23 protein-coding genes, 7 tRNA genes and 1 pseudogene are annotated in these 24,178 nt (G+C 50.2%); all 31 read left to right on the top strand.

All coding sequences use genetic code 11. The features are described 5' to 3' along the window. Position 1: 1 nt before the first annotated feature. The 31 genes and pseudogenes from BO53_RS0109755 to BO53_RS0109605 all read left to right on the top strand — a co-directional run bounded on the left by BO53_RS0109755 (position 2) and on the right by BO53_RS0109605 (position 24,177). A complete protein-coding gene (locus BO53_RS0109755; RefSeq protein ID WP_031547711.1) occupies positions 2–706 on the top strand; it encodes an ABC transporter permease in 705 nt (234 codons plus the stop codon). A 77-nt stretch (positions 707–783) separates the two neighbouring features. Further along, on the top strand, positions 784–1,629 hold the full coding sequence (gene ispE, locus BO53_RS0109750; RefSeq protein ID WP_031547709.1) for a 4-(cytidine 5'-diphospho)-2-C-methyl-D-erythritol kinase: 846 nt from the start codon (positions 784–786) through the stop codon (positions 1,627–1,629). A gap of 63 nt (positions 1,630–1,692) precedes the next feature. Next, complete coding sequence (purR, locus tag BO53_RS0109745) at positions 1,693–2,556, top strand: pur operon repressor (protein ID WP_031547707.1); 864 nt, start codon at positions 1,693–1,695, stop codon at positions 2,554–2,556. Between the two features lie 3 nt (positions 2,557–2,559). Then, a complete protein-coding gene (locus BO53_RS0109740; RefSeq protein WP_031547705.1) occupies positions 2,560–2,940 on the top strand; it encodes a RidA family protein in 381 nt (126 codons plus the stop codon). Between the two features lie 61 nt (positions 2,941–3,001). Then, positions 3,002–3,301 (top strand): annotated as a pseudogene (gene spoVG, locus BO53_RS14140) (septation regulator SpoVG); the annotation flags it as partial. 251 nt (positions 3,302–3,552) lie between these two features. Further along, entirely contained in the window at positions 3,553–4,914 is a 1,362-nt protein-coding gene (gene glmU / locus BO53_RS0109730; RefSeq protein ID WP_031547701.1) for a bifunctional UDP-N-acetylglucosamine diphosphorylase/glucosamine-1-phosphate N-acetyltransferase GlmU, read from the top strand. Between the two features lie 12 nt (positions 4,915–4,926). Beyond that, positions 4,927–5,901 carry a ribose-phosphate diphosphokinase gene (locus BO53_RS0109725; RefSeq protein ID WP_031547699.1) on the top strand — a complete coding sequence of 325 codons (975 nt, stop codon included), beginning with the start codon at positions 4,927–4,929 and terminating at the stop codon, positions 5,899–5,901. Positions 5,902–6,016: 115 nt separating this feature from the next. Further along, the gene (locus tag BO53_RS0109720; RefSeq protein ID WP_031547697.1) at positions 6,017–6,676 is read left to right on the top strand and encodes a 50S ribosomal protein L25/general stress protein Ctc; all 660 of its coding nucleotides are present in this window, start codon (positions 6,017–6,019) and stop codon (positions 6,674–6,676) included. A 65-nt stretch (positions 6,677–6,741) separates the two neighbouring features. After that, positions 6,742–7,314 (top strand): aminoacyl-tRNA hydrolase, encoded by a 573-nt coding sequence (gene pth, locus BO53_RS0109715; RefSeq protein WP_031547695.1) that lies wholly within the window; start codon positions 6,742–6,744, stop codon positions 7,312–7,314. After that, entirely contained in the window at positions 7,307–10,777 is a 3,471-nt protein-coding gene (mfd, locus tag BO53_RS0109710; RefSeq protein ID WP_031547693.1) for a transcription-repair coupling factor, read from the top strand. The genes pth and mfd overlap by 8 nt, the downstream gene beginning before the upstream one ends. Further along, complete coding sequence (locus tag BO53_RS0109705; RefSeq protein WP_031547691.1) at positions 10,774–11,952, top strand: MazG nucleotide pyrophosphohydrolase domain-containing protein; 1,179 nt, start codon at positions 10,774–10,776, stop codon at positions 11,950–11,952. Before mfd ends, BO53_RS0109705 begins: the two co-directional genes overlap by 4 nt. Further along, entirely contained in the window at positions 11,942–12,217 is a 276-nt protein-coding gene (locus BO53_RS0109700) for an RNA-binding S4 domain-containing protein (protein ID WP_031547689.1), read from the top strand. The genes BO53_RS0109705 and BO53_RS0109700 overlap by 11 nt, the downstream gene beginning before the upstream one ends. Positions 12,218–12,279: 62 nt before the next feature. Next, positions 12,280–12,666: a septum formation initiator family protein gene (locus tag BO53_RS0109695; RefSeq protein WP_031547687.1), complete on the top strand. Its 387-nt coding sequence runs from the start codon at positions 12,280–12,282 to the stop codon at positions 12,664–12,666. Between the two features lie 86 nt (positions 12,667–12,752). Continuing rightward, the gene (locus tag BO53_RS0109690) at positions 12,753–13,133 is read left to right on the top strand and encodes a S1 domain-containing RNA-binding protein (protein ID WP_031547686.1); all 381 of its coding nucleotides are present in this window, start codon (positions 12,753–12,755) and stop codon (positions 13,131–13,133) included. 57 nt (positions 13,134–13,190) lie between these two features. After that, positions 13,191–14,444 (top strand): tRNA lysidine(34) synthetase TilS, encoded by a 1,254-nt coding sequence (tilS, locus tag BO53_RS0109685; protein ID WP_031547684.1) that lies wholly within the window; start codon positions 13,191–13,193, stop codon positions 14,442–14,444. Further along, complete coding sequence (hpt, locus tag BO53_RS0109680; protein ID WP_084185017.1) at positions 14,434–14,967, top strand: hypoxanthine phosphoribosyltransferase; 534 nt, start codon at positions 14,434–14,436, stop codon at positions 14,965–14,967. Before tilS ends, hpt begins: the two co-directional genes overlap by 11 nt. A gap of 74 nt (positions 14,968–15,041) precedes the next feature. Further along, entirely contained in the window at positions 15,042–17,156 is a 2,115-nt protein-coding gene (gene ftsH / locus BO53_RS0109675; protein ID WP_031547679.1) for an ATP-dependent zinc metalloprotease FtsH, read from the top strand. Positions 17,157–17,200: 44 nt separating this feature from the next. Then, positions 17,201–18,076, top strand: coding sequence for an Hsp33 family molecular chaperone HslO (gene hslO / locus BO53_RS0109670; RefSeq protein WP_281174460.1), 876 nt, complete (start codon positions 17,201–17,203; stop codon positions 18,074–18,076). 69 nt (positions 18,077–18,145) lie between these two features. Beyond that, positions 18,146–19,075 carry a cysteine synthase A gene (cysK, locus tag BO53_RS0109665; RefSeq protein WP_031547674.1) on the top strand — a complete coding sequence of 310 codons (930 nt, stop codon included), beginning with the start codon at positions 18,146–18,148 and terminating at the stop codon, positions 19,073–19,075. Positions 19,076–19,199: 124 nt separating this feature from the next. Further along, complete coding sequence (gene folP / locus BO53_RS0109660) at positions 19,200–19,988, top strand: dihydropteroate synthase (RefSeq protein WP_031547673.1); 789 nt, start codon at positions 19,200–19,202, stop codon at positions 19,986–19,988. Next, complete coding sequence (gene folB / locus BO53_RS0109655) at positions 19,981–20,346, top strand: dihydroneopterin aldolase (protein ID WP_031547671.1); 366 nt, start codon at positions 19,981–19,983, stop codon at positions 20,344–20,346. The genes folP and folB overlap by 8 nt, the downstream gene beginning before the upstream one ends. Beyond that, a complete protein-coding gene (gene folK / locus BO53_RS0109650) occupies positions 20,346–20,822 on the top strand; it encodes a 2-amino-4-hydroxy-6-hydroxymethyldihydropteridine diphosphokinase (protein ID WP_031547669.1) in 477 nt (158 codons plus the stop codon). The genes folB and folK overlap by 1 nt, the downstream gene beginning before the upstream one ends. Next, positions 20,815–21,810, top strand: coding sequence for a tRNA dihydrouridine synthase DusB (dusB, locus tag BO53_RS0109645; protein ID WP_031547666.1), 996 nt, complete (start codon positions 20,815–20,817; stop codon positions 21,808–21,810). The genes folK and dusB overlap by 8 nt, the downstream gene beginning before the upstream one ends. A 12-nt stretch (positions 21,811–21,822) precedes the next feature. Beyond that, entirely contained in the window at positions 21,823–23,310 is a 1,488-nt protein-coding gene (lysS, locus tag BO53_RS0109640) for a lysine--tRNA ligase (protein WP_031547664.1), read from the top strand. A 134-nt stretch (positions 23,311–23,444) separates the two neighbouring features. Then, positions 23,445–23,520: transfer RNA gene (locus BO53_RS0109635), tRNA-Val, on the top strand. Positions 23,521–23,539: 19 nt separating this feature from the next. Beyond that, a tRNA-Thr gene (locus BO53_RS0109630) sits at positions 23,540–23,615 on the top strand. A 78-nt stretch (positions 23,616–23,693) separates the two neighbouring features. Beyond that, a tRNA-Leu gene (locus tag BO53_RS0109625) sits at positions 23,694–23,777 on the top strand. 26 nt (positions 23,778–23,803) lie between these two features. Then, positions 23,804–23,878: transfer RNA gene (locus BO53_RS0109620), tRNA-Gly, on the top strand. 42 nt (positions 23,879–23,920) lie between these two features. Further along, a tRNA-Arg gene (locus BO53_RS0109615) sits at positions 23,921–23,994 on the top strand. Positions 23,995–24,005: 11 nt separating this feature from the next. Further along, positions 24,006–24,079 (top strand) — tRNA-Pro (locus BO53_RS0109610). A gap of 25 nt (positions 24,080–24,104) precedes the next feature. Further along, positions 24,105–24,177 (top strand) — tRNA-Ala (locus BO53_RS0109605). Position 24,178 lies beyond the last annotated feature (1 nt).

Genomic DNA, 24,178 nt, shown 5'->3' with positions numbered 1-24,178 from the left:
TATGAATACAGGAAGAATCATGGCAATATTTGAAAAGGATCTGAAAGAGTTCACGAGAAACGCAATGCTTTTCACGACAATACTGCTCCCTATTATTCTGGCATTCATGTACTCGAGGATGGGAGGGGGAGAAGAGGCCCTGCCCGCAATGCTTGTATATCTTATTGTCGGCGTCGCGTTTTCGGCGATATTATGCAGCGGCATCATGACCATGATGGCTGAGGAAAATGAAAAGAATACATTGAGAGGGCTGATGCAGTCACCAGCATCGATGCTGGATATATTGGCCGGCAAGAGCCTCGTCGTTGTTCTGATGACTGCCGTTTCGCTCATAATATCCTTCCTCATCATGGATGTGGCATTTGAGTGGTCGATTGCTTCGATTGGAGGTCTGATTCTGTTGGCACTATTTTTCCTCAACGTCGGCATAGCCGTCGGGCTGACCGTTGATAGTGTGGCTACAACCTCAGTCTATCTGCTGCCGATAATGTTCATATTCGGTTTCACACCAATGATCGAGACGGTCGTACCGGATTCGGACCATTTCATCAGACGGCTAACCGACTACCTTCCACTGTATCAAAATATTTCCCTGCATGGGGAAGAAACAGCGGTGCCATTGCTCATTCTGTTGGCCTGGACAATTGTGAGCTTTCTCTATGTCATGTGGGCTTTCAGAAAGCGTATGAGTGATGAGGAGAAATAGATGCCCCAAAGTCATATTGTATCTAGTGGATTTATGATAAACTGATACAAAAATGACCGTATAATGGAAGTGAAAGCATGCATTTTGAAACAGCACCAGCCAAGATCAACCTGACTCTGGATACACTGTATAAAAGGGACGATGGATATCATGAAGTAAATATGGTGATGACCACCGTCGACTTGAACGATCAGCTCTCCTTTGAGAAAAGGACTGACAGGAAAATAGTCATTGAAACTGAACACCAGTATGTTCCATCGGACCGGCGCAACCTGGCCTATCAGGCGGCGGAGCTCATGCTGGATACATATGGCATCACCAGTGGGGTGACCATTTCAATAGAGAAGAACATACCGATTGCTGCCGGACTCGCCGGTGGATCTGCTGATGCTGCTGCGACATTCAGGGGCATTAATGCCCTGTACAACCTGGAACTTGATATCGATACGCTCGCTGAACTGTCCGGCGAGCTCGGATCGGATATTCCCTTCTGCGTGTATGGGGGAACGGCTCTGGCCTCAGGAAGAGGGGAGAAGATAGAGCATCTGCCCAAACCGCCGAATGCCTGGGTAGTGCTGGCAAAACCTAGGGTGAATGTCTCGACAAAGACAATCTATCAGGCTCTGCAGCCAGGCAGGAATGCACCGGCTTCTCCGAAGATGGTCGAAGCGATAGGGAACAGGGACTACCCATTGATGATGCAGGTCCTGAAGAATGACCTGCAGGAAGTGACGATGAAGAAGTACCCGGATGTCAGAAAACTGATCGATACGATGCTTGGCAATGGCGCAGACGGTGCTATGATGAGCGGAAGTGGGCCGACAGTTTTCGGATTTGCACATAAGGAGAGGCAGGCGACCCACCTCTATAATGCAATAAAGGGCTGCTGTAACGAAGTTTATAAAGTGAGATTGCTTGGGTGATTGCCGAAAACCGAACTTTTATGGTAACATCACTATATTAAATACGGTATTAGGAGTTATCTTATGAAATTCAAACGCAGTGAACGTCTGGTCTTTATGACCCAGCACCTCACATCGCATCCGAACCAGCTGATTCCACTCACTTATTTTGTCAACAAGTTCACACAGGCAAAGTCTTCCATCAGTGAGGATATACGCATTCTCAAAGATGTTTTTGAGAACGAGGGGATTGGTACAGTGCAGACGACGGCCGGTGCAGGCGGCGGCGTGACCTTCCAGCCCAGAATCAGTGATGTGCGTGCACGGGAGACCGTCGGCCGCTTCATGGAGATATTGAAGATGAAGGACCGGCTGCTCCCGGGAGGCTATCTGTACATGTCGGACATTATGGGCAATCCCCATCTGATGAGCGATATCGGCGAGCTGATTGCGACAATGTATGGTGATGAGACGATTGATGCCGTCGTGACGGTGGCGACGAAGGGGATTTCCCTGGCGAACGCCGTTGCAAGAAAGCTGAATGTACCTGTGGCAGTCATACGGAAAGATAATAAAGTGACCGAAGGCTCCACAGTCTCCGTCAATTATGTCTCAGGGTCTACACGGAAGATAGAAACGATGGTCCTGTCCAAAAGGACATTGAAGGAAGGTTCGAAAGTGCTGGTCGTGGACGACTTCCTTCGGGCAGGCGGCTCGATTTCAGGCGTCATCAATCTGATGGAGGAATTCTCTGCGGAAGTGGTCGGCGTCAGTGTGCTTGTAGAAGCAAAGCAGGTGGAGAACAGACGCTTCACCGACTACACTTCACTGCTGAAGGTATCTGAGATCGACGAGTTCAACCAGTCCTTCCTGGTAGAAGAAGGCAACTGTTTGGAGTATATTGAAAGAAGAAACAAAGCATCCAATTCACAGTCAAAGGAGTTTTAAACAATGGAACCCATCAATTCTTCAAAAGCACCGGAAGCACTCGGCCCATACAGCCATGGAATGAAAGTCGGCCAGATGTTCTATTCCTCAGGTCAGATTCCGCTCAATCTCGAAGGGGAGATCGTCTCTGCGGATGTCCAGGAACAGACGAAGCAGGTGATGGTGAATGTCGGCCATGTGCTGGAGGCAGCAGGGCTCGGCTATGAAAATGTGGTGAAGACCACAATTTTCATCAGCGATATGAATGACTTCCCACTGATCAATGAAGTTTATGGCAGCTACTTTTCGGGTAAACTACCAGCAAGATCATGTGTAGAGGTCAGTCGTTTGCCGAAGGATGTGAAGGTGGAAATAGAAGTTGTCGCATCTGAAGCGAACGAATAATCTGGGTGGCTGAAGCAGTACACATTCGATCCAACAATAACTATTATTGGGGGAACAAACGATGAAAATAACAGATGTAAGACTGCGGAAAGTGAACAACCAAGACACCAGAATGAAAGCACTCGTATCCATTACTTTTGAAGATGCATTTGTAATCCATGACCTTCGGGTCATTGAAGGGAATAATGGACTATTCGTCGCCATGCCAAGTAAGAGGACGCCGGATGGGGAGTTTCGTGATATCGCGCACCCAATCCATTCCGACATGCGGCAGCATGTACAGGAAGAGGTCATGCGCGTCTATGATGAGACGGAAGATCCCGAACCACAAGAATCCGGGGAACAGCAAGGGTCCCAGGATGGTGCTGCAACCGAGACGGCAGAAACAATCGAAGACCCATCCCAGGACGCTGCGGCGCGTGATGAAGCACATCACAGGGATGCACCGAAGCAAGGCGAACTTGAAATTGAAGAGGACAAGTAGCATTCACCCGTGAAGCGCAGGCTTTGCGGGTTTTTTATGAGGAGAAGCTTGTGATTATATTCTCTTATACCTTGAAACTCCTTCTTCACTAAAATATAATTAGGATAGTTATAAAATGGAGGGACACTATGCAAACAAGAGCAATTATCTTGGCAGCTGGAAAAGGCACACGGATGCGGTCTGAAAAGTACAAGGTGCTGCATGAAGTATGTGGCACACCAATGATTCAGCATGTCATTGGCAATTTGAGGGAAGCAGGCATTTCAGAAATTTATGCTGTCCTTGGGCATGGTTCCGAGACAGTGAGCAACTACCTGGGGGAGAGTATCCATAAGACGATCCAGGAAGAGCAGCTCGGTACTGCGCATGCAGTGCGCCAATGGCAGGACACGCTTCAGGATAAGGACGGACATACAATGGTCGTGTGCGGTGACACGCCGCTCATCAGCGAAACGACGATGCAGGCGTTCATGGACTATCACCTAAAAACCGGTTCCAAGGCAACCATCCTGTCTTCCCGCACCCAGACACCATTCGGTTATGGGCGGATCATCAGGAAGGAGAACGGCTCTGTCAAACGCATTGTGGAAGAGAAGGATGCTGCTGACGCTGAACGGGAAATAAAAGAAGTGAGTTCCGGAACTTTCATCTTCGATAACCGTACACTGTTCGAAGCACTTGAGAAAGTGGATAACGATAATGCCCAGAATGAATACTATCTTCCGGATGTCATCTCCATCATGCGCGACAGGGGTGCGCGTGTAGAAGCCTACGTGACACCTGATTTCGAAGAGACGCTCGGCATCAATGACAAAGTCGCCCTTGCAAACGCCGAAGCAATCCTGAGAAAACGTATCAATACGCTACATATGCAGAATGGCGTAACATTGATTCATCCGGAGGCGACATATATCGATGCGGAAGTCGAAATCGGCGTCGATACAGTCATTCATCCGGGCGCCATCATTCGTGGCAAAACGAAGATCGGCAAAAATGCTGTCATCTCATCCGGTTCTGAAATCAAGGATTCCATCATTGGGGACGAAGCGGAGATCAGGCAGTCCGTCGTCACTGAGTCGAAGGTGGGAAGAGGCACGAAGGTTGGACCATTCGCCCAATTGAGACCCCAGTCGGAGCTTGGGGAAGAAGTGAAGATTGGAAACTTCGTCGAAGTGAAGAAGTCCAAGCTTGATAACGCGTCCAAAGTATCGCACCTGAGCTACATCGGGGATGCTTCCATCGGTGCGCGTGCCAATATTGGCTGTGGTACCATCACCGTGAACTATGACGGCAAGAACAAGTACAGGACGGAAATCGGACAGGATGCATTCATCGGCTGCAATTCAAACCTGGTTGCCCCGGTCAGCATCGGAGACCGCTCCTTCATAGCAGCAGGATCGACAATTACAGACGAAGTGCCTGAAGACAGCCTTGCTATTGCTAGAAACAGGCAGACGACAAAAGATGGATATTATAAAAAAGATAATTAATGGAGGATGAACATGTTAGCTTCTAGCAATCAGTATAAGAACTCAAATCTACGTCTTTTTTCCTTGAAGGCAAACGAACCGCTCGCAGAAGAAATTGCCGATCATATCGGAATTCCACTGGGGAAATGCCAGGTCAACCGTTTTTCCGATGAAGAGGTCCAGATCAATATAGAAGAAAGTGTCCGCGGATGCGACGTGTTTGTGGTCCAGTCCACAAGCCAGCCGGTCAATGAGCATCTGATGGAACTGCTGATCATGATCGATGCATTGAAGCGTGCTTCTGCAGCAACGATCAACATCGTGATGCCATACTATGGCTATGCACGCCAGGATAGAAAGAGCCGTTCCCGTGAGCCGATTACTGCAAAGCTCGTTGCCAACCTGATTGAAACTGCAGGTGCCGACCGTGTCATCTCCCTGGATCTCCACGCACCGCAGCTTCAGGGCTTCTTCGACATTCCGATCGACCATCTTATGGGAGTGCCGATCCTGAGCGACTATTTCATGGAGAACAAGGACCTCAATTTCGACGAAGTCGTCGTCGTCTCTCCGGACCATGGCGGGGTAACCCGTGCACGCAAGATGGCGGATCGTCTGAAGACTCCGATTGCAATCATCGACAAGAGGCGCCCGAAACCGAACGTGGCGGAAGTCATGAACATCGTTGGAGAAATCGAGGGGCGTACTGCAATCATCATCGATGACATCATCGATACCGGCGGGACAATGAAACTTGCAGCACAGGCCCTGCTGGACAAAGGCGCCAAAGAAGTCTATGCATGCTGTACCCACCCTGTACTGTCAGGACCGGCGATTTCCAGAATCGAGGAATCGGTCATCAAGGAACTGGTCGTCACCAACTCCATCCAGCTGCCTGAAGAGAAGAAAAGCGACAAGATTACGGAACTCTCGGTCGGTGAACTGATGGCCCAGGCAATCGTCCGCGTCTATGAGGAAGAGTCCGTAAGCATACTCTTTGATAATTAATTGAAAAATAACATGTTTTTTTTACAAAGCCCCGGGTAATATGCTATTATTATGCATGGCTATGTGTTAAAAGACATATTGAAAACTGTCTGTAAATGAAAGGTGGAACTATACCATGGCAAATTTGGCCACAACGAATAGAGAAGGCAAGACAAAGCGCTCAGAAGTAACTGAACTGCGCACGACAGGAAAGATTCCTGCAATTCTATATGGTTATCAGGTGGAGAACACTCCTGTAGCCGTAGATGAAAATGAATTCATCAAAGTAATCCGCGAAGTTGGACGTAACGGCGTCATCGACCTCGATGTCGACGGCAAACCGGTAAAGGTGATGGTAACTGAGTACCAGTTCGATTCCCTTAAAAACCAGATTACACACATCGACTTCGTAGCAATCAACATGAAGTCCGAAGTGACAGTAGATGTAGCCATCGAAGTCGTCGGAGAGGCTGCGGGCGTTAAAGAAGGCGGCGTGCTCGAGCACCCTATCTTCGAAGTTTCCGTTACGGCAACACCGGACAATATACCGGAATCCCTTGAAGTCAATGTAGAGGATATGGAAATCGGAGATACGCTCTACGTTTCCGATCTTCGCTCCAAAGGCAACTTCACAATCGAGAACGAAGATGAAGAAGCGGTCGTTACAGTCGTTCCACCTCAGAAAGAGGAGCCTGAAGAAGGCGAAGAGGGCGAAGAGGTTGAAGGCGAAGACTCTGAAGAAGCATCAGAAGACTCTGAAGAAGCTTCCGAAGAAGAGAACAAAGACGAAGAGTAATATTATGCATGATCACGGCGGTGGATTTCCCATCGCCTTTTTTAACGTTGTATGAGGTGATGGAAATGAAATGCGTGATTGGACTTGGAAATCCAGGGAAAAAGTATGACAACACAAGGCACAATATCGGCTTCATGGCCGTGGACCGTATGGCTGATACGCTCGGAATCGAAATGGGGAATAAGAAATTCAAATGTCTTATCGGCGTCGGCTACCATAAGGGCGAGAAGGTGATGCTCGTCAAACCCCAGACCTTCATGAATCTGAGTGGCGAAGGTGTGCGTCCGCTCCTCGACTACTACAAGGTGGATGTCGAAGATATTCTGGTGCTGTATGATGATCTCGATCTGCCTGTCGGCAGATTGAGACTCAGAAAGAAGGGGAGTGGCGGTGGCCACAATGGCATCAAGTCGCTCAACCAGCATCTGGGGACTGAAAAGTACAAACGGATCAGAATCGGCATCGACCGTCCTGCCCCTGGTGCATCCATACCCGGCTATGTTCTTGCCAGGTTCCCCAAAAGTGAGCAGCCTCTGATAGAAAAGGTCATCACACGCACTTCCGAGGCAGCGGCTGCATTTTTAACGGAGCCATTCGAAGAAGTGATGACGGAATATAATGGTGATGTAGATGAATGATAAAGTATCTCAAAAAATCCAGAACGATGAACGCTTCCTTGAAGTCGCCGGACACAAGGACGCATTGAATATGATGGTCACTGGCATCAACGATGACTTCAAACCGGCATTGCTGTATGAACTGGTACAGGCGGAAGACCGTCCGATTGTACTGTTCGTCCAGAACAACCACCAGATGGAAAAGTTGGCAAATCCGTTGATGGATATGATGGATAATGTCCATACTTTCCCGGTCGGTGACATCATGATAGAAAATCATGCCAAGCAGAGTCCGGAGTTTATGAAGTCGCGGATGAGCAGCCTTTTTGCTCTGGCCCACGGGGAGCCGGGGCTATTTGTCGTACCTGTACATGCGCTGCTGAAGCCGGTGATGCCAAAAGAGAAGCTGCTCAGCTATGAAAAGACGATTGAAGTCGGGAGCATACTCGATTACGACCAGTTCATCGAGGACCTGGTGAGCCTCGGCTACAGAAGGATGAACCAGGCCGTCCACTTCGGTGACTTCGCAGTACGGGGTGACATCATCGACATCTACATGTCGGAACAGCTTGTAAGGATTGAACTGTTTGATGATGAAGTCGATTCGCTCAGGTCCATCGATCCGGAAACCCAGCGTTCAATTGAAAACATCAGTTCCATTACAATGGAACCGCACGCAGAATATATCATTGAACGGGGGGAACGCGAGCAGCTGCTTGAAAAAATAGAGGGCCTCTACCATGAGACACGGGAGAAACTCGACCAGGCGGGCATGGAAGCATTGGATGAGTACTATGATACCGTCACGCATCCGGACCAGACATTCAACCATCTCGTCCACTACAGCAGGCTGCTTACTGACCGCGGCATCTCCATACTCGACTACATCAGTGAGGGGCACCGCGTCATCATCGACGAAGTGAAGAATATGGCAGCAGCCTATGAATCGGAATTCAATTCGGTCAGCAGCTACTATGAATCGATGGTGGAAGCGGGGCGGATGTTCAGGGGAGGCGGAAATTTCCTGGAAGGCCAGTATGAACGCCTGCTCTCCCTCCGTGGCAGCACCTATTTCACCCTCTTTACGAAAAGCATGCCTGTGGAAATGGGGCACATCGTCAAAATTTCGGTGCGGCCGACTGAAATCTATTATGGGCAGTACGACATACTCGCATCAAACCTCAAAAGGATGCTGAATGATGGCTACATGATCAACATCGTCCTCCGTGATGAGGATGAAATCGACAAGACACACCAGTTGCTTGAGGACCTGAAGATACCGAGCTACATCGAAGAGATTCCAACCGATTCGGGCATCGTTCTGACCCAGGGCACACTGTCCAAAGGTTTTATACTGCCCTTCATGAAGGTGGCTGTACTCGGTTCCAAGGAACTGTACAACAAGACCGCCCGCAAGAAGAAGCGGGCGAAGAAGATCTCCAATGCCGAAAAGATCAAGTCATACCAGGAATTGAATGTCGGCGATTATGTGGTGCATGTCCACCACGGAGTGGGGCGCTACCTCGGCATCGAGACGCTTGAGGTCGGCGGCATCCATAATGACTATATGAAACTGCAGTATAAAGGTACCGACCAGCTGTATATCCCGGTTGACCAGATGGACCTCGTGCAGAAATATATCGCCAGTGATGACGGTCAGCCGAAGATGCACAAGCTCGGTGGCACGGAATGGAAGAAGACGAAGGCGAAGGTCGAAGCCAATGTGAATGAAATTGCCGAAGAGCTCATCAAGCTGTATCAGGAAAGGAGCCAGGCTGAAGGATTTTCTTTTTCCGACGATACGGATATGCAGTCCTCCTTCGAAGAACGCTTCCCTTATGAACCGACGCCCGACCAGGTGGCTTCCATCAATGAAATCAAAAAGGACATGGAATCCCTGCGTCCGATGGACCGGCTGCTTTGTGGGGATGTCGGCTACGGCAAGACGGAAGTCGCGATACGTGCAGCCTTCAAGGCGGTGCAGGATGGCAAACAGGTGGCTTTCCTTGTGCCGACGACCATACTCGCAGCCCAGCATTACGAAAATATCATTGAGCGCATCGAAGATTTCCCGGTCAATGTGGATATGATGAGCCGTTTCCGGACTCCGGGACAGCTGAAGAAGACGAAGGAGGGTCTGAAGAAGGGGACCGTCGATATCGTGGTCGGTACGCATAAGATCCTCGGGAAGGATGTCCAGTTCAAGGACCTTGGGCTGCTTGTCGTCGATGAGGAGCAGCGCTTCGGTGTCCGTCACAAGGAGAAGATCAAACAGCTGAGGACCAATGTGGACGTGCTGACGCTGACTGCAACGCCGATTCCAAGGACGCTGCATATGAGCCTCTCTGGGGTAAGGGACCTTTCCGTCATCGAAACGCCCCCAGAGAACCGTTTCCCGGTCCAGACGTATGTGCTCGAATACCAGGCGGATTTTGTGCGGGAGGCGATAGAGCGGGAGCTCGCACGCGACGGCCAGGTATTCTACCTGCATAACCGTGTGGACACGATCTATCAGAAAAAGGCGCACGTTGAAGCCATGGTGCCTGATGCAGAAGTGGGTGTCATGCATGCCAAGATGAATGAAAAGGAAGTGGAGGAGACGATGATGGCTTTCGTCAATGGCGAGTATGATGTCCTCGTCACCACAACAATCATCGAGACGGGTGTCGATGTCCCGAATGCAAATACCCTGATCATCGAGGATGCCGACCGCTTCGGACTGAGCCAGCTCTATCAGCTGCGCGGCCGTGTAGGGCGGAGCAACCGCATCAGTTATGCCTATCTCTTCCATCAGCCTGATAAGGTGCTGACCGAAGTGGCTGAAAAAAGGCTTGAAGCGATCAAGGAATATACGGAGCTCGGCAGTGGCTTCAAAATTGCGATGCGCGACCTGAACATCCGCGGCGCAGGCAACCTGCTTGGGAAACACCAGTCCGGGTTCATCGATTCGGTCGGCTACGAACTCTATTCCGAAATGCTGGAGACGGCAGTCAAGGAGAAGCAGGGTGAGGAGCCGGAACCGGAACCGGTCAACATACCGATCGATGTGACGCTGGATGCCTATATCCCGGCCTCCTATATCTCCCATGAGCAATCCAAGATTGACATCTACAAACGGCTGAGGAAGGCGGAGTCGATAGAAGCAGTGCGTGATATCGAAGATGAACTTCTGGACCGATTCGGTGAATATCCGGTGGAAGTGGAGCGTCTGCTGCAGCTCGTACGGATCAAGGTCCATGCACTGATGTTCGGCATCTATCATGTCAAAGAGGATAAGCGCAATTTCTATCTTCATGTCTCAAAGCAGGCGACCGGCCAGATTGACGGTGAGAAACTGTTCATGGATACGCAGGAGTATGGACGCATCATGAACATATCCGTGCAGGACGGGGAGATGAGGATCACGATCCGCAGCCGGGATGTGTCCCAGCTTGTCGACATATTGGAGGCAGTGCAGGATAGCAGAATGGAGGAAGCAGTATGAAGAAAATAGAAATAATCGGCCTCGGAAGCTCAGACCTTGATCAGATGCCGCTCGGTATATGGCGCCGCCTGGAAAATGCCGGCCGCATCCACCTGCGGACGAAGGATCATCCGGCGGTTTCGGCTCTGGCTGAGCTTGGAGTGGAACTGGTTGATTTCGACCACATGTATGAACAGCATGGGACTTTCGAATCCACCTATGAGGCCATAGTGGCAGCGCTCATGGAAGAAGCGGAGCAGGGGGATGTGCTCTATGCGGTACCGGGGCATCCCCTCTTCTATGAAACGACGACGGAACTTCTGATCGAGCGGGAGAGGAATGGGGAAGTGGCACTGGCAATATCCGGCGGCCATAGCTTCATCGACGCGGTCATCACCACGCTCAAAATCCCTGTCAACGAAGGGTTCCAGGTGCTGGATGGGACGAGTTTCAAAGCAGGAGAGCTGGACTACCGTCAGCATACGCTGATTACACAGGTCTATGACCAGTACAGCCTCGGGGAGGCCAAAATCTCCCTCTTGGACTATTATCCGGCAGAGACCGGAGTGAAGATCGTGGACGCTGCGGGCAGTGCTGAAGAACAGATCCACAGCATGGCGCTTCATGAGATCGATCACCTGGACGTACAGAGCAACCTCCTCTGCCTCTACATCCCCCGTGTCGAGGACAGCAGCATGGCACAGCGTGACATCCATCATATGACGGAAATATTTGATATACTTGTCAGTGAAGAGGGGTGTCCGTGGGATAAGGTGCAGACGCATGAATCGATTGAACGCCATCTGATTGAAGAGTCGTATGAATTGATTGAAGCGATTGAGAGGCAGGATGATGATGCAATCGTCGAGGAGCTTGGAGACATCCTCCTTCAAGTTGCCCTCCATAGTGCCATAGGCAAGAAGAACGGATACTTCGACTTCTACGATGTGCTGGACAGCCTGAATGCCAAAGTCGTCAGACGCCACCCGCATGTGTTCGGTGAAGCATCGGTGGAATCGCTTGATGACCTGAGCCGGGTATGGTCCGAGGCGAAGGCGAAAGAAGGCAAGAAGGAGAAGGTGAAGTACGAGAAGGCATACGGTGAAATTGTATTGGAATGGATGAAGGAGACGATCCATCATGAACGTGCGCTGGAAGATATTCTAAAAGAAGGAGGGGACAGGGATGAGACTTGATAAATTCCTGAAAGTATCCAGGGTGATCAAAAGGCGTACACTCGCCAAGGAAATCAGCGATGAAGGCCGGGTGAAGGTCAATGACAGAGCGGCAAAAGCAGGAACGGACCTTTCTGTCGGGGACATCGTCGAGATAGAATTTGGCAGGAAAATCGTCACGCTGGAAGTGGTGCAGCTTGGGGCGCATGCGAAAAAGGAAGACGCCGACCGCATGTACCGTATAATAAAAGAACAGAAAATTGAAAAGGATTCCAGTTTTCTCTAGCAAACAGCACGTTTATAGTGTATTTTAAAGGTAGACAACGGACAAATTGAGGGTGTGGTGCCGTGAGTAAAGTTGTTAAAGTCATTAACAATTACACTAGAAAACGTGAAAAAGAAAAGAAAACGAAACAGGATGAAAATCGTGTGGCAAAGAGGCGGACCCTGCTATTCGGCAGCATGCTGCTGCTGGTGGTCGGAATTCTTCTCATCATTGCCTTTAACCAGAAGAACCAGAATCAGCTGATACATGAAGAGCTGGTCCAGGCCCAGGTAGTGCTCGACGAACGCAAAACCGAAGCAGAGGATCTGGAACAGCAGATCAGGCAGCTGAATGATGATGACTATATTACACGTATAGCACGCAGTGAATTCTTCCTTTCGGAAGAGGGGGAGATCGTCTTCAACCTCTCCAATCTGGAGGAAGCGGAAAAAGAGGAAGATGGGGAATAATCATTACAATAATGTAATGATTATTTTTCTTTTTAATGATATGATGGAAGAAGATTAAATGATAATTGGGAGGATAATATATTAACATGTCAGTTGAAGTGGGCAGTAAAGTAAAAGGGAAAGTCACGGGTATAAAGAATTTCGGTGCATTTGTCCAATTGCCGGGAGGTAAGACAGGACTCGTTCACATCAGTGAGGTTGCAGATCAGTATGTAGAGGATATCAATGAGCACCTTAGTGTAGGCGAAGAAGTTGAAGTGAAGGTCCTATCCGTTGGTGATGACGGCAAAATCAGTCTGTCCATCAAAAAAGCCAAAGATCCAAAACCTAAGCCGAAACCACGCAAGGATCCGTCTCCTGAAGACTTCGAAAAGAAACTTTCAAGCTTCCTGAAAGACAGCGAAGACCGTATGTCTACAATCAAGAGACAGACCGAATCACGTCGTGGTGGAAGAGGCAAAAAATAAATAGGCATATAGACGATTCCAGTAATCGTCTTATTTTATTTTGAGAAGGGTGAGAGTATGGAGCTCTTCAGGCCATGGAAACAGGATGAAACGATCGCCCTTGCAATATCGGGTGGGATGGACTCGATGGTGCTGTATCATGTACTCAGGACAACACAGGCATACGCCTCCGGACAGCTGATCCTTCTCCATGTGAACCATGGACAGCGGACAGCTTCGATTGAAGAGGCGGAATACATAATGAAGATGGCACAGCAGTACGGTCATATATGCGAGATGACGACTTTGGACATACCATCGGATGCATTCAGCCAGGAACGTGCAAGAGAAGCCCGTTACCAGTTTTTCGACACCATGATGAAGAGGCATGGTGCCACCATACTGCTCACGGCCCATCATCTGGATGATCAGTATGAAACCATTCTCCACTCCCTCCTTTCCGGACGTCATCTCCCGGGTGCGATGGGAATCCCAGCTGAACGGGATATGGAGACCTACAGGGTCGTCCGCCCATTGATTGGTGTATCGCGGGAAGACATCGCTGCGTACGCTCGGCATCATGGCATCGTCTATTTCGAAGACGAAACAAACAGCCGCACCGACTATACAAGGAATTATATCCGGCACCGCCTCATGCCTCCCATCAAAGAGAGTGTAAACCTGCAGGAAAGCCATCTGATCCGTCTGCGCGATGATATGGCTGACATTGATGAGATCCTGAAAGCCAAAGCGGAGGCTTTTCTGGAAGGGCGGTCGAAGACCCTCCCGCGGCACGCCTTCAACGCCGAGAAGCACATCATCAGGCTCTACATCATGCAGACCTGGCTGAAGGCCGGGGGAGTGGAGCTGAGGCGCCGGTACATCGAAGAAATAATGGCGGTCATCGCCTCGGACACGGCAAATGCTTCGTTTGAGGCCGGCAAGGCAAGGATAGTCATATCATATGATCACATCACCAGAAAACAGGGTAAGGATGAAAATGTGGGTATCCTGCGGATTGAGAGGGATGGCAGTTATGCCTTCAACGGGTACAGGATCACCACCAGGCTCGCAGCAGACCAATATCCACTCACGGTGCGGACGAAGAAAGCCGGAGACCGCATGAAGATACCCGGTACAGGGACCAAGAAGCTTTCCCGCATTTTCATCGACGGGAAAATTCCGAGGGAGGAGCGGGAAAAATTGCCGGTCATCCTGGATTCGGACCACCAAATTATTGCACTGGGTGAAATTTATAATATAATGGGTAACAAGGAAAAGAACAGCCGATTACTTATTGAAAAGGAGTTTACGGATGAGCCTGAGAAATGATATAAGCGAAGTTGTACTATCTGAAGAGGAAATTCAGAACATAGCAGAACGGCTCGGCAAGCGGATTACTGAAGACTATGAGGGAAAGACACCGATACTGGTCGGCCTGCTCAAGGGATCCATCATGTTCATGGGCGATCTGATCAAGTACATAGATACGCATCTGGAAATAGATTTCATGGATGTCTCCAGCTATGTAGGAACGAGATCCTCCGGCGAGGTCAAAATCCTCAAGGATCTGTCCAATTCTGTGGACGGCCGGCATGTTATTGTGGTGGAGGACATCATAGAGACGGGCACAACATTGAATTCGATCATCGATCTGATTGAATACAGAAACGCAGCATCATTGGAAATAGTGACATTGCTGGACAAGCCGATCAACAGAAAGCTCGATGTCGACGTGAAATATGTAGGGACGGAAATACCTGATGGCTTCGTCGTCGGTTATGGCCTGGATTTTGATGAAAAATATCGTAACCTGCCATATATCGGACTATTGAAACCTGAGCTTTACCAGTAAGTCAAAACAGTGGAATAATAGTGTGAAATCATGGTATTATTTCTTTTAGTCGTACTAGAAATGGAGGTTTACGGATGCCTAAGAATGTAGGCCGTAACATAGTACTGATATTGATATTATCAGTCATAATGTTTGGTATATTTCAAAGTTTCAATGGCGATTCAGCACTTGAGGAGGAACTCCAGTATGGAGAATTCCTTGAAGAACTGGATGCCGGTAATATAGAAGAACTCACGATTCAGCCAGAGCAGAACGTATATCTCATTGAAGGCCGCCTATCCGGCCAGAATGAGCAGGAATCGTTCACCTCTGTGATTCCGTACAACAGCACTCAGGACCTGGATCAGATTCTTGAAACAGCAAGAGCCCAGGAAGACTTGAACTTTACAATTGAACCTGCCGAAGAGCAGAGTCCTTGGACGAGCATGCTGTTTACGTTCATTCCGCTGCTCCTCATCCTCTTCCTCTTCTTGTTCCTGATGAGTCAGGCGCAAGGCGGCGGTGGCGGTGGCGGCCGCGTAATGAACTTCGGCAAGAGCAAAGCGAAGCTCTATGACCAGAGCAAGAAGAAGGTCCGCTTCGAGGATGTTGCGGGCGCAGATGAAGAAAAGCAGGAACTTATCGAAGTGGTGGACTTCCTGAAGGATCCACGCCGTTTCGACCGCATCGGTGCGAAGATCCCGAAAGGTGTGCTGCTCGTCGGCCCGCCGGGTACAGGTAAGACACTGATTGCAAAAGCGGTGGCCGGAGAAGCAGGCGTGCCTTTCTTCTCCATCAGTGGTTCCGACTTCGTAGAAATGTTCGTCGGGGTCGGTGCATCCCGTGTACGTGACCTGTTCGAGAATGCCAAGAAGAACGCACCATGCATCATCTTCATCGATGAAATCGATGCAGTGGGACGCCAGCGTGGTGCAGGCGTCGGCGGCGGTCATGACGAACGTGAACAGACACTGAACCAGCTGCTCGTTGAAATGGATGGCTTCGGTGAGAACGAAGGCATCATCATGATTGCAGCAACGAACAGACCGGATATCCTCGACCCGGCATTGCTCCGTCCAGGCCGTTTCGACAGGCAGATTCCTGTCGGCCGTCCGGATGTCAAAGGGCGCGAAGCAGTGCTCAGAGTACACTCCAAAGGCAAGCCTTTCGATGATACGGTGGATTTGGCAGCCCTTGCTGCAAGAACACCAGGCTTCTCGGGGGCAGACCTTGAAAACCTGCTGAATGAAGCGGCACTCGTTGCTGCAAGGCAGAATAAGAGCAAGATTGATATGCGTGATGTTGATGAAGCGACAGACAGGGTAATCGCCGGACCGGCGAAGAAGAGCCGTGTCATATCCGAGAAGGAACGGAATATCGTTGCATTCCACGAAGCTGGACACACGGTCATCGGCATGGTGCTTGATGATGCCGATATGGTCCACAAGGTCACAATCGTGCCCCGCGGCCAGGCAGGCGGCTATGCAGTGATGCTTCCGAAGGAGGACCGCTACTTCATGACGAAGCCCGAGCTCGAAGACAAGATTGTCGGATTGCTTGGTGGCCGTGTCTCCGAGGAGATCAACTTTGGTGAAGTGTCCACAGGGGCGCACAACGACTTCCAGAGGTCTACAGGCATCGCACGCAGCATGGTGACTGAATACGGTATGAGCGACAAACTCGGACCGCTCCAGTTCGGAGAGTCGAACGGCCAGGTATTCCTGGGGAAAGACATGCAGTCGGACGCAAACTATTCCGACCGGATCGCCTATGAAATCGACCAGGAGATGCAGCATATCGTCAAAACGCAGTATGAACGCTGCCGTGAGATATTGATGGAACATCAGGAGCAGCTCACCCTCATAGCAGAAACACTGCTTGTTGAAGAAACATTGGATCGTGAACAGATCGAAGGGCTCTTCTACCATGGCAAGTTGCCGGAACGCAATTATGATGACAGCCATGCGGAAGATGACAAGATCGGACCATCCTATGAAGATGTCAAAGAAGGCCTGAGCGACCGTTCAGACGAAGCGGAATCACGTGATGCGGTTGAAGAGGAAGAAACTTCCCGCTACGATGAACAACGCAGAGAGCAGCCGGTTGAACAGAGGGAATACCCACAGGAGCGCAACACTGAGGAAAATCCTTTTGCAGACAGGCAGAGGGAAAAGGCACAGAAGTGGGAAGAAGATAACCGAAGAAACTAATGCCAAGTCGCCTCCGGGCGACTTTTGGTGATTTATAAGGAGGAATTCCAATGGACCACCTGATCAGAGGGATTGGAATGAATGATGAAATTCGTATTTTTTCTGTAGACACTACAGATACAGTAAATGAAGCAGTAGAAAGGCATGGTGCCTATCCGACTGCTGCAGCGGCACTCGGACGTACGATGACAGCGGGGCTTATGATGGGCGCCATGCTCAAGAATGAGGAGAAGGTGACGGTAACCGTCCAGGGGGGCGGACCAATCGGCGCCATCGTCGTCGACAGCAACGCAAAAGGCAAGGTCCGCGGCTATCTCGGGAATCCGCAGGTGCACTTCCCGCTCAATGATGCCGGGAAGCTCGATGTGCGCCGTGCTGTAGGCACGGACGGATTTGTGAATGTTGCCAAAGATATAGGATTGAAGGAGCACTTTACGGGCTCCACGGAGATCGTCTCCGGTGAAATCGGAGAGGATTTCTCCTACTACTTCTACGCCAGTGAGCAGATTCCTTCCATCGTGGCGCTTGGCGTTCTGGTCAACCCTGACAATACAATCAAGGCTTCCGGCGGCTTCATCATCCAGGTGATGCCTGGAGCAAGTGATGAAACGATGGCATTTCTGGACGAACGGGCAAAAGAAATGACGCCCGTGTCCAAGCTGATCGACCAGGGGCTGTCACCGCAGGAGATCATTGACGAAGCGATTGGACAGGAGAATTGGAGGGTGCTGGATGAAATGCCGGTAGAGTTCGAATGCAGCTGTTCGAAGGAGCGGTTCATCAATGCGATCGCCTCCCTGGATCCTTCCGAAATCGTCGCCATGATCAAAGAGGATGGCGGCGCTGAAGCGGACTGCCACTTCTGCCGCAACAAAGTATGGATTGAAAAGGAAGAACTTCAGGAGCTCATCACGCATTAAAATTGATTTGGGAAGCAAAAAATGGTATGTTATCCATAGTGAAAAAGTATGGATAAAAGGGAGATTGTTATGAGTAAACTTTATAATAGCATTACAGAAGTCATCGGCAACACGCCACTTGTGAAGCTTAATAATCTGACAGACGACAGCATGGCCGATATTTACGTGAAGCTGGAATTCATGAATCCTGGAAGCTCGGTCAAGGACCGTATCGCGCTCTCCATGATAGAACGCGCCGAGGAAGAAGGCGTATTGAACGAAGATACGACAATCATCGAACCGACGAGCGGAAATACGGGCATCGGCCTTGCGATGGTCGCAGCAAGTAGAGGGTACAAGACAATCCTGGTCATGCCGGATACGATGAGTAAGGAAAGACGCAACCTGCTCAAGGCATACGGTGCAGAACTCATTCTTACACCAGGTGCCGAAGGCATGAAGGGTGCCATCAAAAAGGCGGAAGAACTTGTTGAAAAGCATGGCTACTTCATGCCGCAGCAGTTCGAGAACATGGCAAACCCTGAGATCCACGAGAAGACGACAGGCCGTGAACTGGTCGAACAGACGGAAGGTCTTGATGTTGCCGGATTCGTTTCAGGCATTGGAACAGGCGGTACCATTTCAGGCGCCGGCAAGGTGTTGAAGGAGGCATATCCGGATCTTACGATCTATGCAGTGGAACCGAAGGATTCACCAGTACTGAGTGGTGGGGATCCGGGACCGCATAAGCTCCAGGGTCTTGGCGCCGGTTTTGTGCCGAAGACGCTGAATACCGAAATCTACGATGAAGTCATCCAGATCGGCAATGAGGAAGCGATGGAATGGGCACGCGAACTTGCGGCCAAGGAAGGCATACTCGGCGGCATCTCTTCCGGTGCAGCAGTGCTGGCAAGCCTTGAAGTAGCGAAGAAGCTTGGAAAAGGCAAGAGCGTAATCACTGTGCTGCCGTCCAATGGCGAGAGATACCTCTCCACGCCGCTCTTCAATTTCGAAGACTGATAACAGTCATCTTGAATACCATATCCCTTGGGGGTATGGTATTTTATTTTCCCCGGAAGCCATTATATTTCATCAGCCATACATGTTATAATATGTCTATTATTGTGGAATAGAGGATGATAGTATGAAACGACTTCAGATTATGGGCATCCTGAATGTCACCCCGGATTCATTCAGTGACGGCGGCAAGTACCACGCTGTGGAGGATGCTGTCGGGAGGGCCCGGCAGATGGTGGAGGAGGGCGTGGACATCATAGATGTCGGCGGCTATTCCACCCGTCCAGGCCATACTGAAATCAGCGCAGAAGAGGAGAGCGGCCGGGTGGTTCCTGTCATCGAAGCGATCAGGAACCTCGGTGTGGATATATCCATCGACACTTTCCGTGGAAATGTGGCACGGGCAGCAATCGAGGCAGGCGCAACAATGATCAATGACCAGTGGCGCGGCACCTACGACGAAACGATACTCGATGTTGCCAGTGAATATGATGTGCCTATTTTTCTGATGCATAATAACACCCACGGCCGCTACGGGGACGTTGTACGGGACATGATCGAAGAACTGACGGCTTCCGTCAACCTGGCGAAAGCGCATGGTGTGAAGGCGGATAAGATCTGGCTCGATCCGGGCATCGGCTTTGTCAAGACACGCACCGAGGAGCTCACAGTGATGCGCCGTCTGGAAGAACTTGTGGCAACAGGCTACCCGATTCTTCTGGCAACAAGCCGCAAGCGCATGATAAAAGCGCTCGCCGGAGAGGATACACAGGCATCGGAGCGTGATGAGGCAACCGCTGCAACGACGATATACGGCATCGATAAGGGTGTCAGAGCGGTGCGCGTGCACAATGTGGCGCTGAACAGGAAGATTGCGGATGCCTATATGAAGCTCAAGGAGGATCTGGATGGATAACATCAGAATCAATGGCATAAAGACGTATGCATATCATGGCGTATTCGATGCGGAACGCACGCTGGGACAGTTCTTCATCACGGATGTCGTGATGCATCTCGACCTCGCCCCGGCCTCGACAACAGACGACCTGACAGAGACCGTCCATTATGGCGAAGCCTATCAGATGATAGAGGAAATCATCAAAGGTGAACCCGTGAACCTGATCGAACATCTTGCAGAGAAGGTGTCGCAGGCACTGTTTGACCAATATGATAAAATAGTAGGGACGGAAGTGACCATCACCAAAATGAACCCTCCGATAGAGGGCAACTATGATAATGTCAGCATTACATTGAATAGAAAGCGGGAAGATTAATGGCTGTTGTATATTTGGGACTTGGAAGCAATATGGGGGACCGCAGGGCGAACCTGGAGTCCGCCATACAAAAACTTGATGACCATGAAGCGATAGAAGTTGTCAGACGCTCCTCCATCCTTGAAACAGAGCCCTATGGGAAAACCGACCAGCCGGATTTCATGAACATGTGCCTGATGATTGAGACACGGATATCCCCTTTGGACCTTCTTGAAGTCGTCCTGTCGGTCGAGCATGACCTGGGACGGGTTAGAAAGGAAGTGTGGGGACCGCGCACAATCGATATAGACATACTGCTCTATGAGGACCTTGAACTCTCCCTGGATGAATTGAACATCCCCCATGCGGAAATGCACAAGCGCAGCTTCGTCCTTGAACCACTGGCTGAAATTGCCGGTGATGTCGTACACCCGGGCACAGGGAAAACGATAGAAGCGATGAGGAGAGCGCTTGAAGCGGGTGAAACGAATGTTTAGGATCGGTGATGTGGAAATAGAAAACAGAGTCGTCCTCGCGCCGATGGCAGGCGTGTGCAACGCCGCTTTCCGGCTGACAGTCAAGGAGTTTGGAGCCGGACTCGTATGTGCAGAGATGATCAGCGACAAGGCGCTCCTGTTCGGCAACGAAAAGACGATGAAGATGCTGTATATAGATGAAAATGAACGCCCGATGTCGCTGCAGATATCCGGTGGGGAAAAGGATACGCTTGTCGAAGCGGCCAGATATGTCGACCAGAACACCACGGCCGACATCATCGACATCAACATGGGATGTCCAGTCTCCAAGATCATCAGATGTGAAGCCGGCGCCCGCTGGCTGCTTGATCCGGATAAGATCTACGATATGGTCAGTGCAGTGGTCGAGAATGTATCAAAGCCCGTGACGGTGAAGATGCGCATCGGCTGGGACAGTGATCATATCTATGCAGTGGAAAATGCCAGAATGGCCGAGAAGGCGGGTGCCGCCGCCATCAGTATGCATGGCCGCACACGCGAGCAGATGTATGAAGGTGAAGCGGATTGGGATATCATCCGCCAGGTCAAGGAGGCCGTCAGCATTCCGGTCATCGGCAATGGCGACGTCACATCTCCGGAACTTGCCCAGAAAATGCTTGAGGAGACTGGTGTGGATGCCGTGATGATCGGAAGGGAAGCACTCGGCAACCCATGGATGATCTATAGGACGGTGCACTATCTTGAAACGGGTGAACTGGTCGGTGAGCCCGGCCTCGAAGAGAAGATGAAGATCCTCAAGCTCCATATGGACCGCCTGATCGAGCTCAAAGGTGAAAAGATTGCGGTCATGGAGATGCGCAAGCATGCCTCCTGGTACCTGAAAGGCATAAAGGGAAATGGCAATGTGCGCAAGGCGATCAACCGGGCGGAGACGAGAGAGGCAGCTGTATGCGCAATAGACAATTTTGTTGCTGAACAAACGGAACCACAAAATGAAATGATAGTATAGGAGAGAAAATCAGTGAGTGAAGAAATAAATGATCAGATAACCGTCAGAAGAGAAAAAATGCAGCAGCTCATCGATCTTGGCATCGATCCTTTCGGTGAAAAGTTCGAACGTACAGCATACACCGATGTACTTAAAGAGGAATGGGATGCATTTTCCAAAGAAGAACTTGCAGAGAAGGAGGAGGAATCCGTAACGGTCATTGCAGGACGCCTGATGACAAAGCGCGGCAAGGGCAAAGCCGGATTCGCCCACATCCAGGACATCAACGGCCAGATCCAGATCTACGTGCGGAAGGACCAGGTCGGGGAAGCGGCATTCGATATCTGGAAGCAGGCGGATCTTGGGGACATCGTCGGAGTCAAAGGTGTCATGTTCAAGACGAATACCGGGGAGCTCTCCGTCAAAGCGCAGGAATTCACTCTGCTGACGAAAGCATTGCGTCCGCTACCGGACAAGTATCACGGCCTGAAGGACGTTGAGGAGCGCTATCGCAAACGCTATCTTGACCTGATTACAAGCGAGGACTCCAAAGACACGTTTATCAAACGCAGCAGAATCATCCAGGAAATGCGCAACTATCTGAATCAGCGCGGGTTCCTTGAAGTAGAAACGCCGATGATGCACACCATCGCAGGCGGTGCACAGGCCCGTCCATTCGTAACACACCATAATGCACTCGATATGGAACTCTTCATGCGTATTGCGATCGAACTCCATCTGAAGCGCCTTATCGTCGGCGGACTTGAGAAAGTATATGAAATCGGACGTGTATTCAGAAACGAGGGTATATCCACGCGCCATAACCCTGAATTCACGATGATAGAATTGTATGAAGCGTATGCGGACTTCCATGACATCATGGATCTGACGGAAGAGATGATCGCCCATATTGCCGAGCATGTCAATGGAACAATGGTCGTCGAATATGGCGGGGAGCAGATTGACTTGACACCGAGGTGGAAACGCGTGCATATTGTGGATGCGATTAAGGAGCAGACAGGTGTGGACTTCTATGAAGTGTCATCCGATGAAGAAGCACATCAGTTGGCGAAGGAGCACGGCATCGACGTGCAGGATACGATGAAGTATGGTCATATCCTGAATGAATTCTTCGAGCAGAAGGTGGAGGAGACGCTGGTTCAGCCGACATTCGTGTACGGCCACCCGATTGAAATTTCACCATTGGCGAAGCAGAATCCGGAAGATCCCCGCTTCACGGATCGTTTTGAATTGTTCATCGTCGGCCGGGAGCACGCAAATGCATTTACGGAGCTCAATGACCCGATCGACCAAAGGAAGCGTTTTGAAGCACAGGTTGCTGAAAAGGAAGCGGGCAATGATGAAGCGCATGAAATGGATGAGGATTTCCTCGAGTCGCTTGAATACGGTATGCCACCAACAGGCGGACTCGGCATCGGCATCGACCGCCTCGTGATGCTGTTGACGGATTCAGCTTCCATCCGCGATGTGCTGCTCTTCCCTTATATGAGACAAAAATAATGAAAAAATATAATAATACGCCCAAATATCCATTTGGGTGTATTATTTCCCTATTAAAATGATTTAAAATGTTGACGCGGACGGCTGATATAGGATATTATGAAACAGTCGTAATCAGGACAGCGCATCTTTCAGGAGAATTAGCTCAGCTGGGAGAGCATCTGCCTTACAAGCAGAGGGTCGGCGGTTCGAACCCGTCATTCTCCACCATTTAAAACTTAATGATTCAGCCGGTCTAGCTCAATTGGCAGAGCAACTGACTTGTAATCAGTAGGTTGGGGGTTCGATTCCTCTGGCCGGCACCATCTGATTTACAAAAAGTCATACTCCAGTTGACGGACGACGGAAACATCGGAGGATAAACTCCTCTCTATTTCATATATGCGGGTGTGGCGGAATTGGCAGACGCGCTAGAATCAGGATCTAGTGCCTTTAACGGCGTGGGGGTTCGAGTCCCTTCACCCGCATCATATATTCAATTTCATAATACTAAGCGGAAGTAGTTCAGTGGTAGAACACCACCTTGCCAAGGTGGGGGTCGCGGGTTCGAATCCCGTCTTCCGCTCCATTATTTTTTAAGCGGTCATGCCGTTTTATTTTTTTGTTTCATGCGCCCGTAGCTCAATTGGATAGAGCGTTTGACTACGGATCAAAAGGTTAGGGGTTCGACTCCTCTCGGGCGCGTCAGTAACTGACGGGAAGTAGCTCAGCTTGGTAGAGCACTTGGTTTGGGACCAAGGGGTCGCAGGTTCGAATCCTGTCTTCCCGACTCTTATATTCCATATTTACATGATGGGGGCTTAGCTCAGCTGGGAGAGCGCCTGCTTTGCACGCAGGAGGTCAGCGGTTCGATCCCGCTAGTCTCCAC

This window comes from Salinicoccus luteus DSM 17002 (assembly GCF_000712035.1).
In the GTDB taxonomy this organism is placed as follows: Bacteria; Bacillota; Bacilli; order Staphylococcales; family Salinicoccaceae; genus Salinicoccus; species Salinicoccus luteus.
This window is presented reverse-complemented; position numbering and strand designations above follow the sequence as displayed.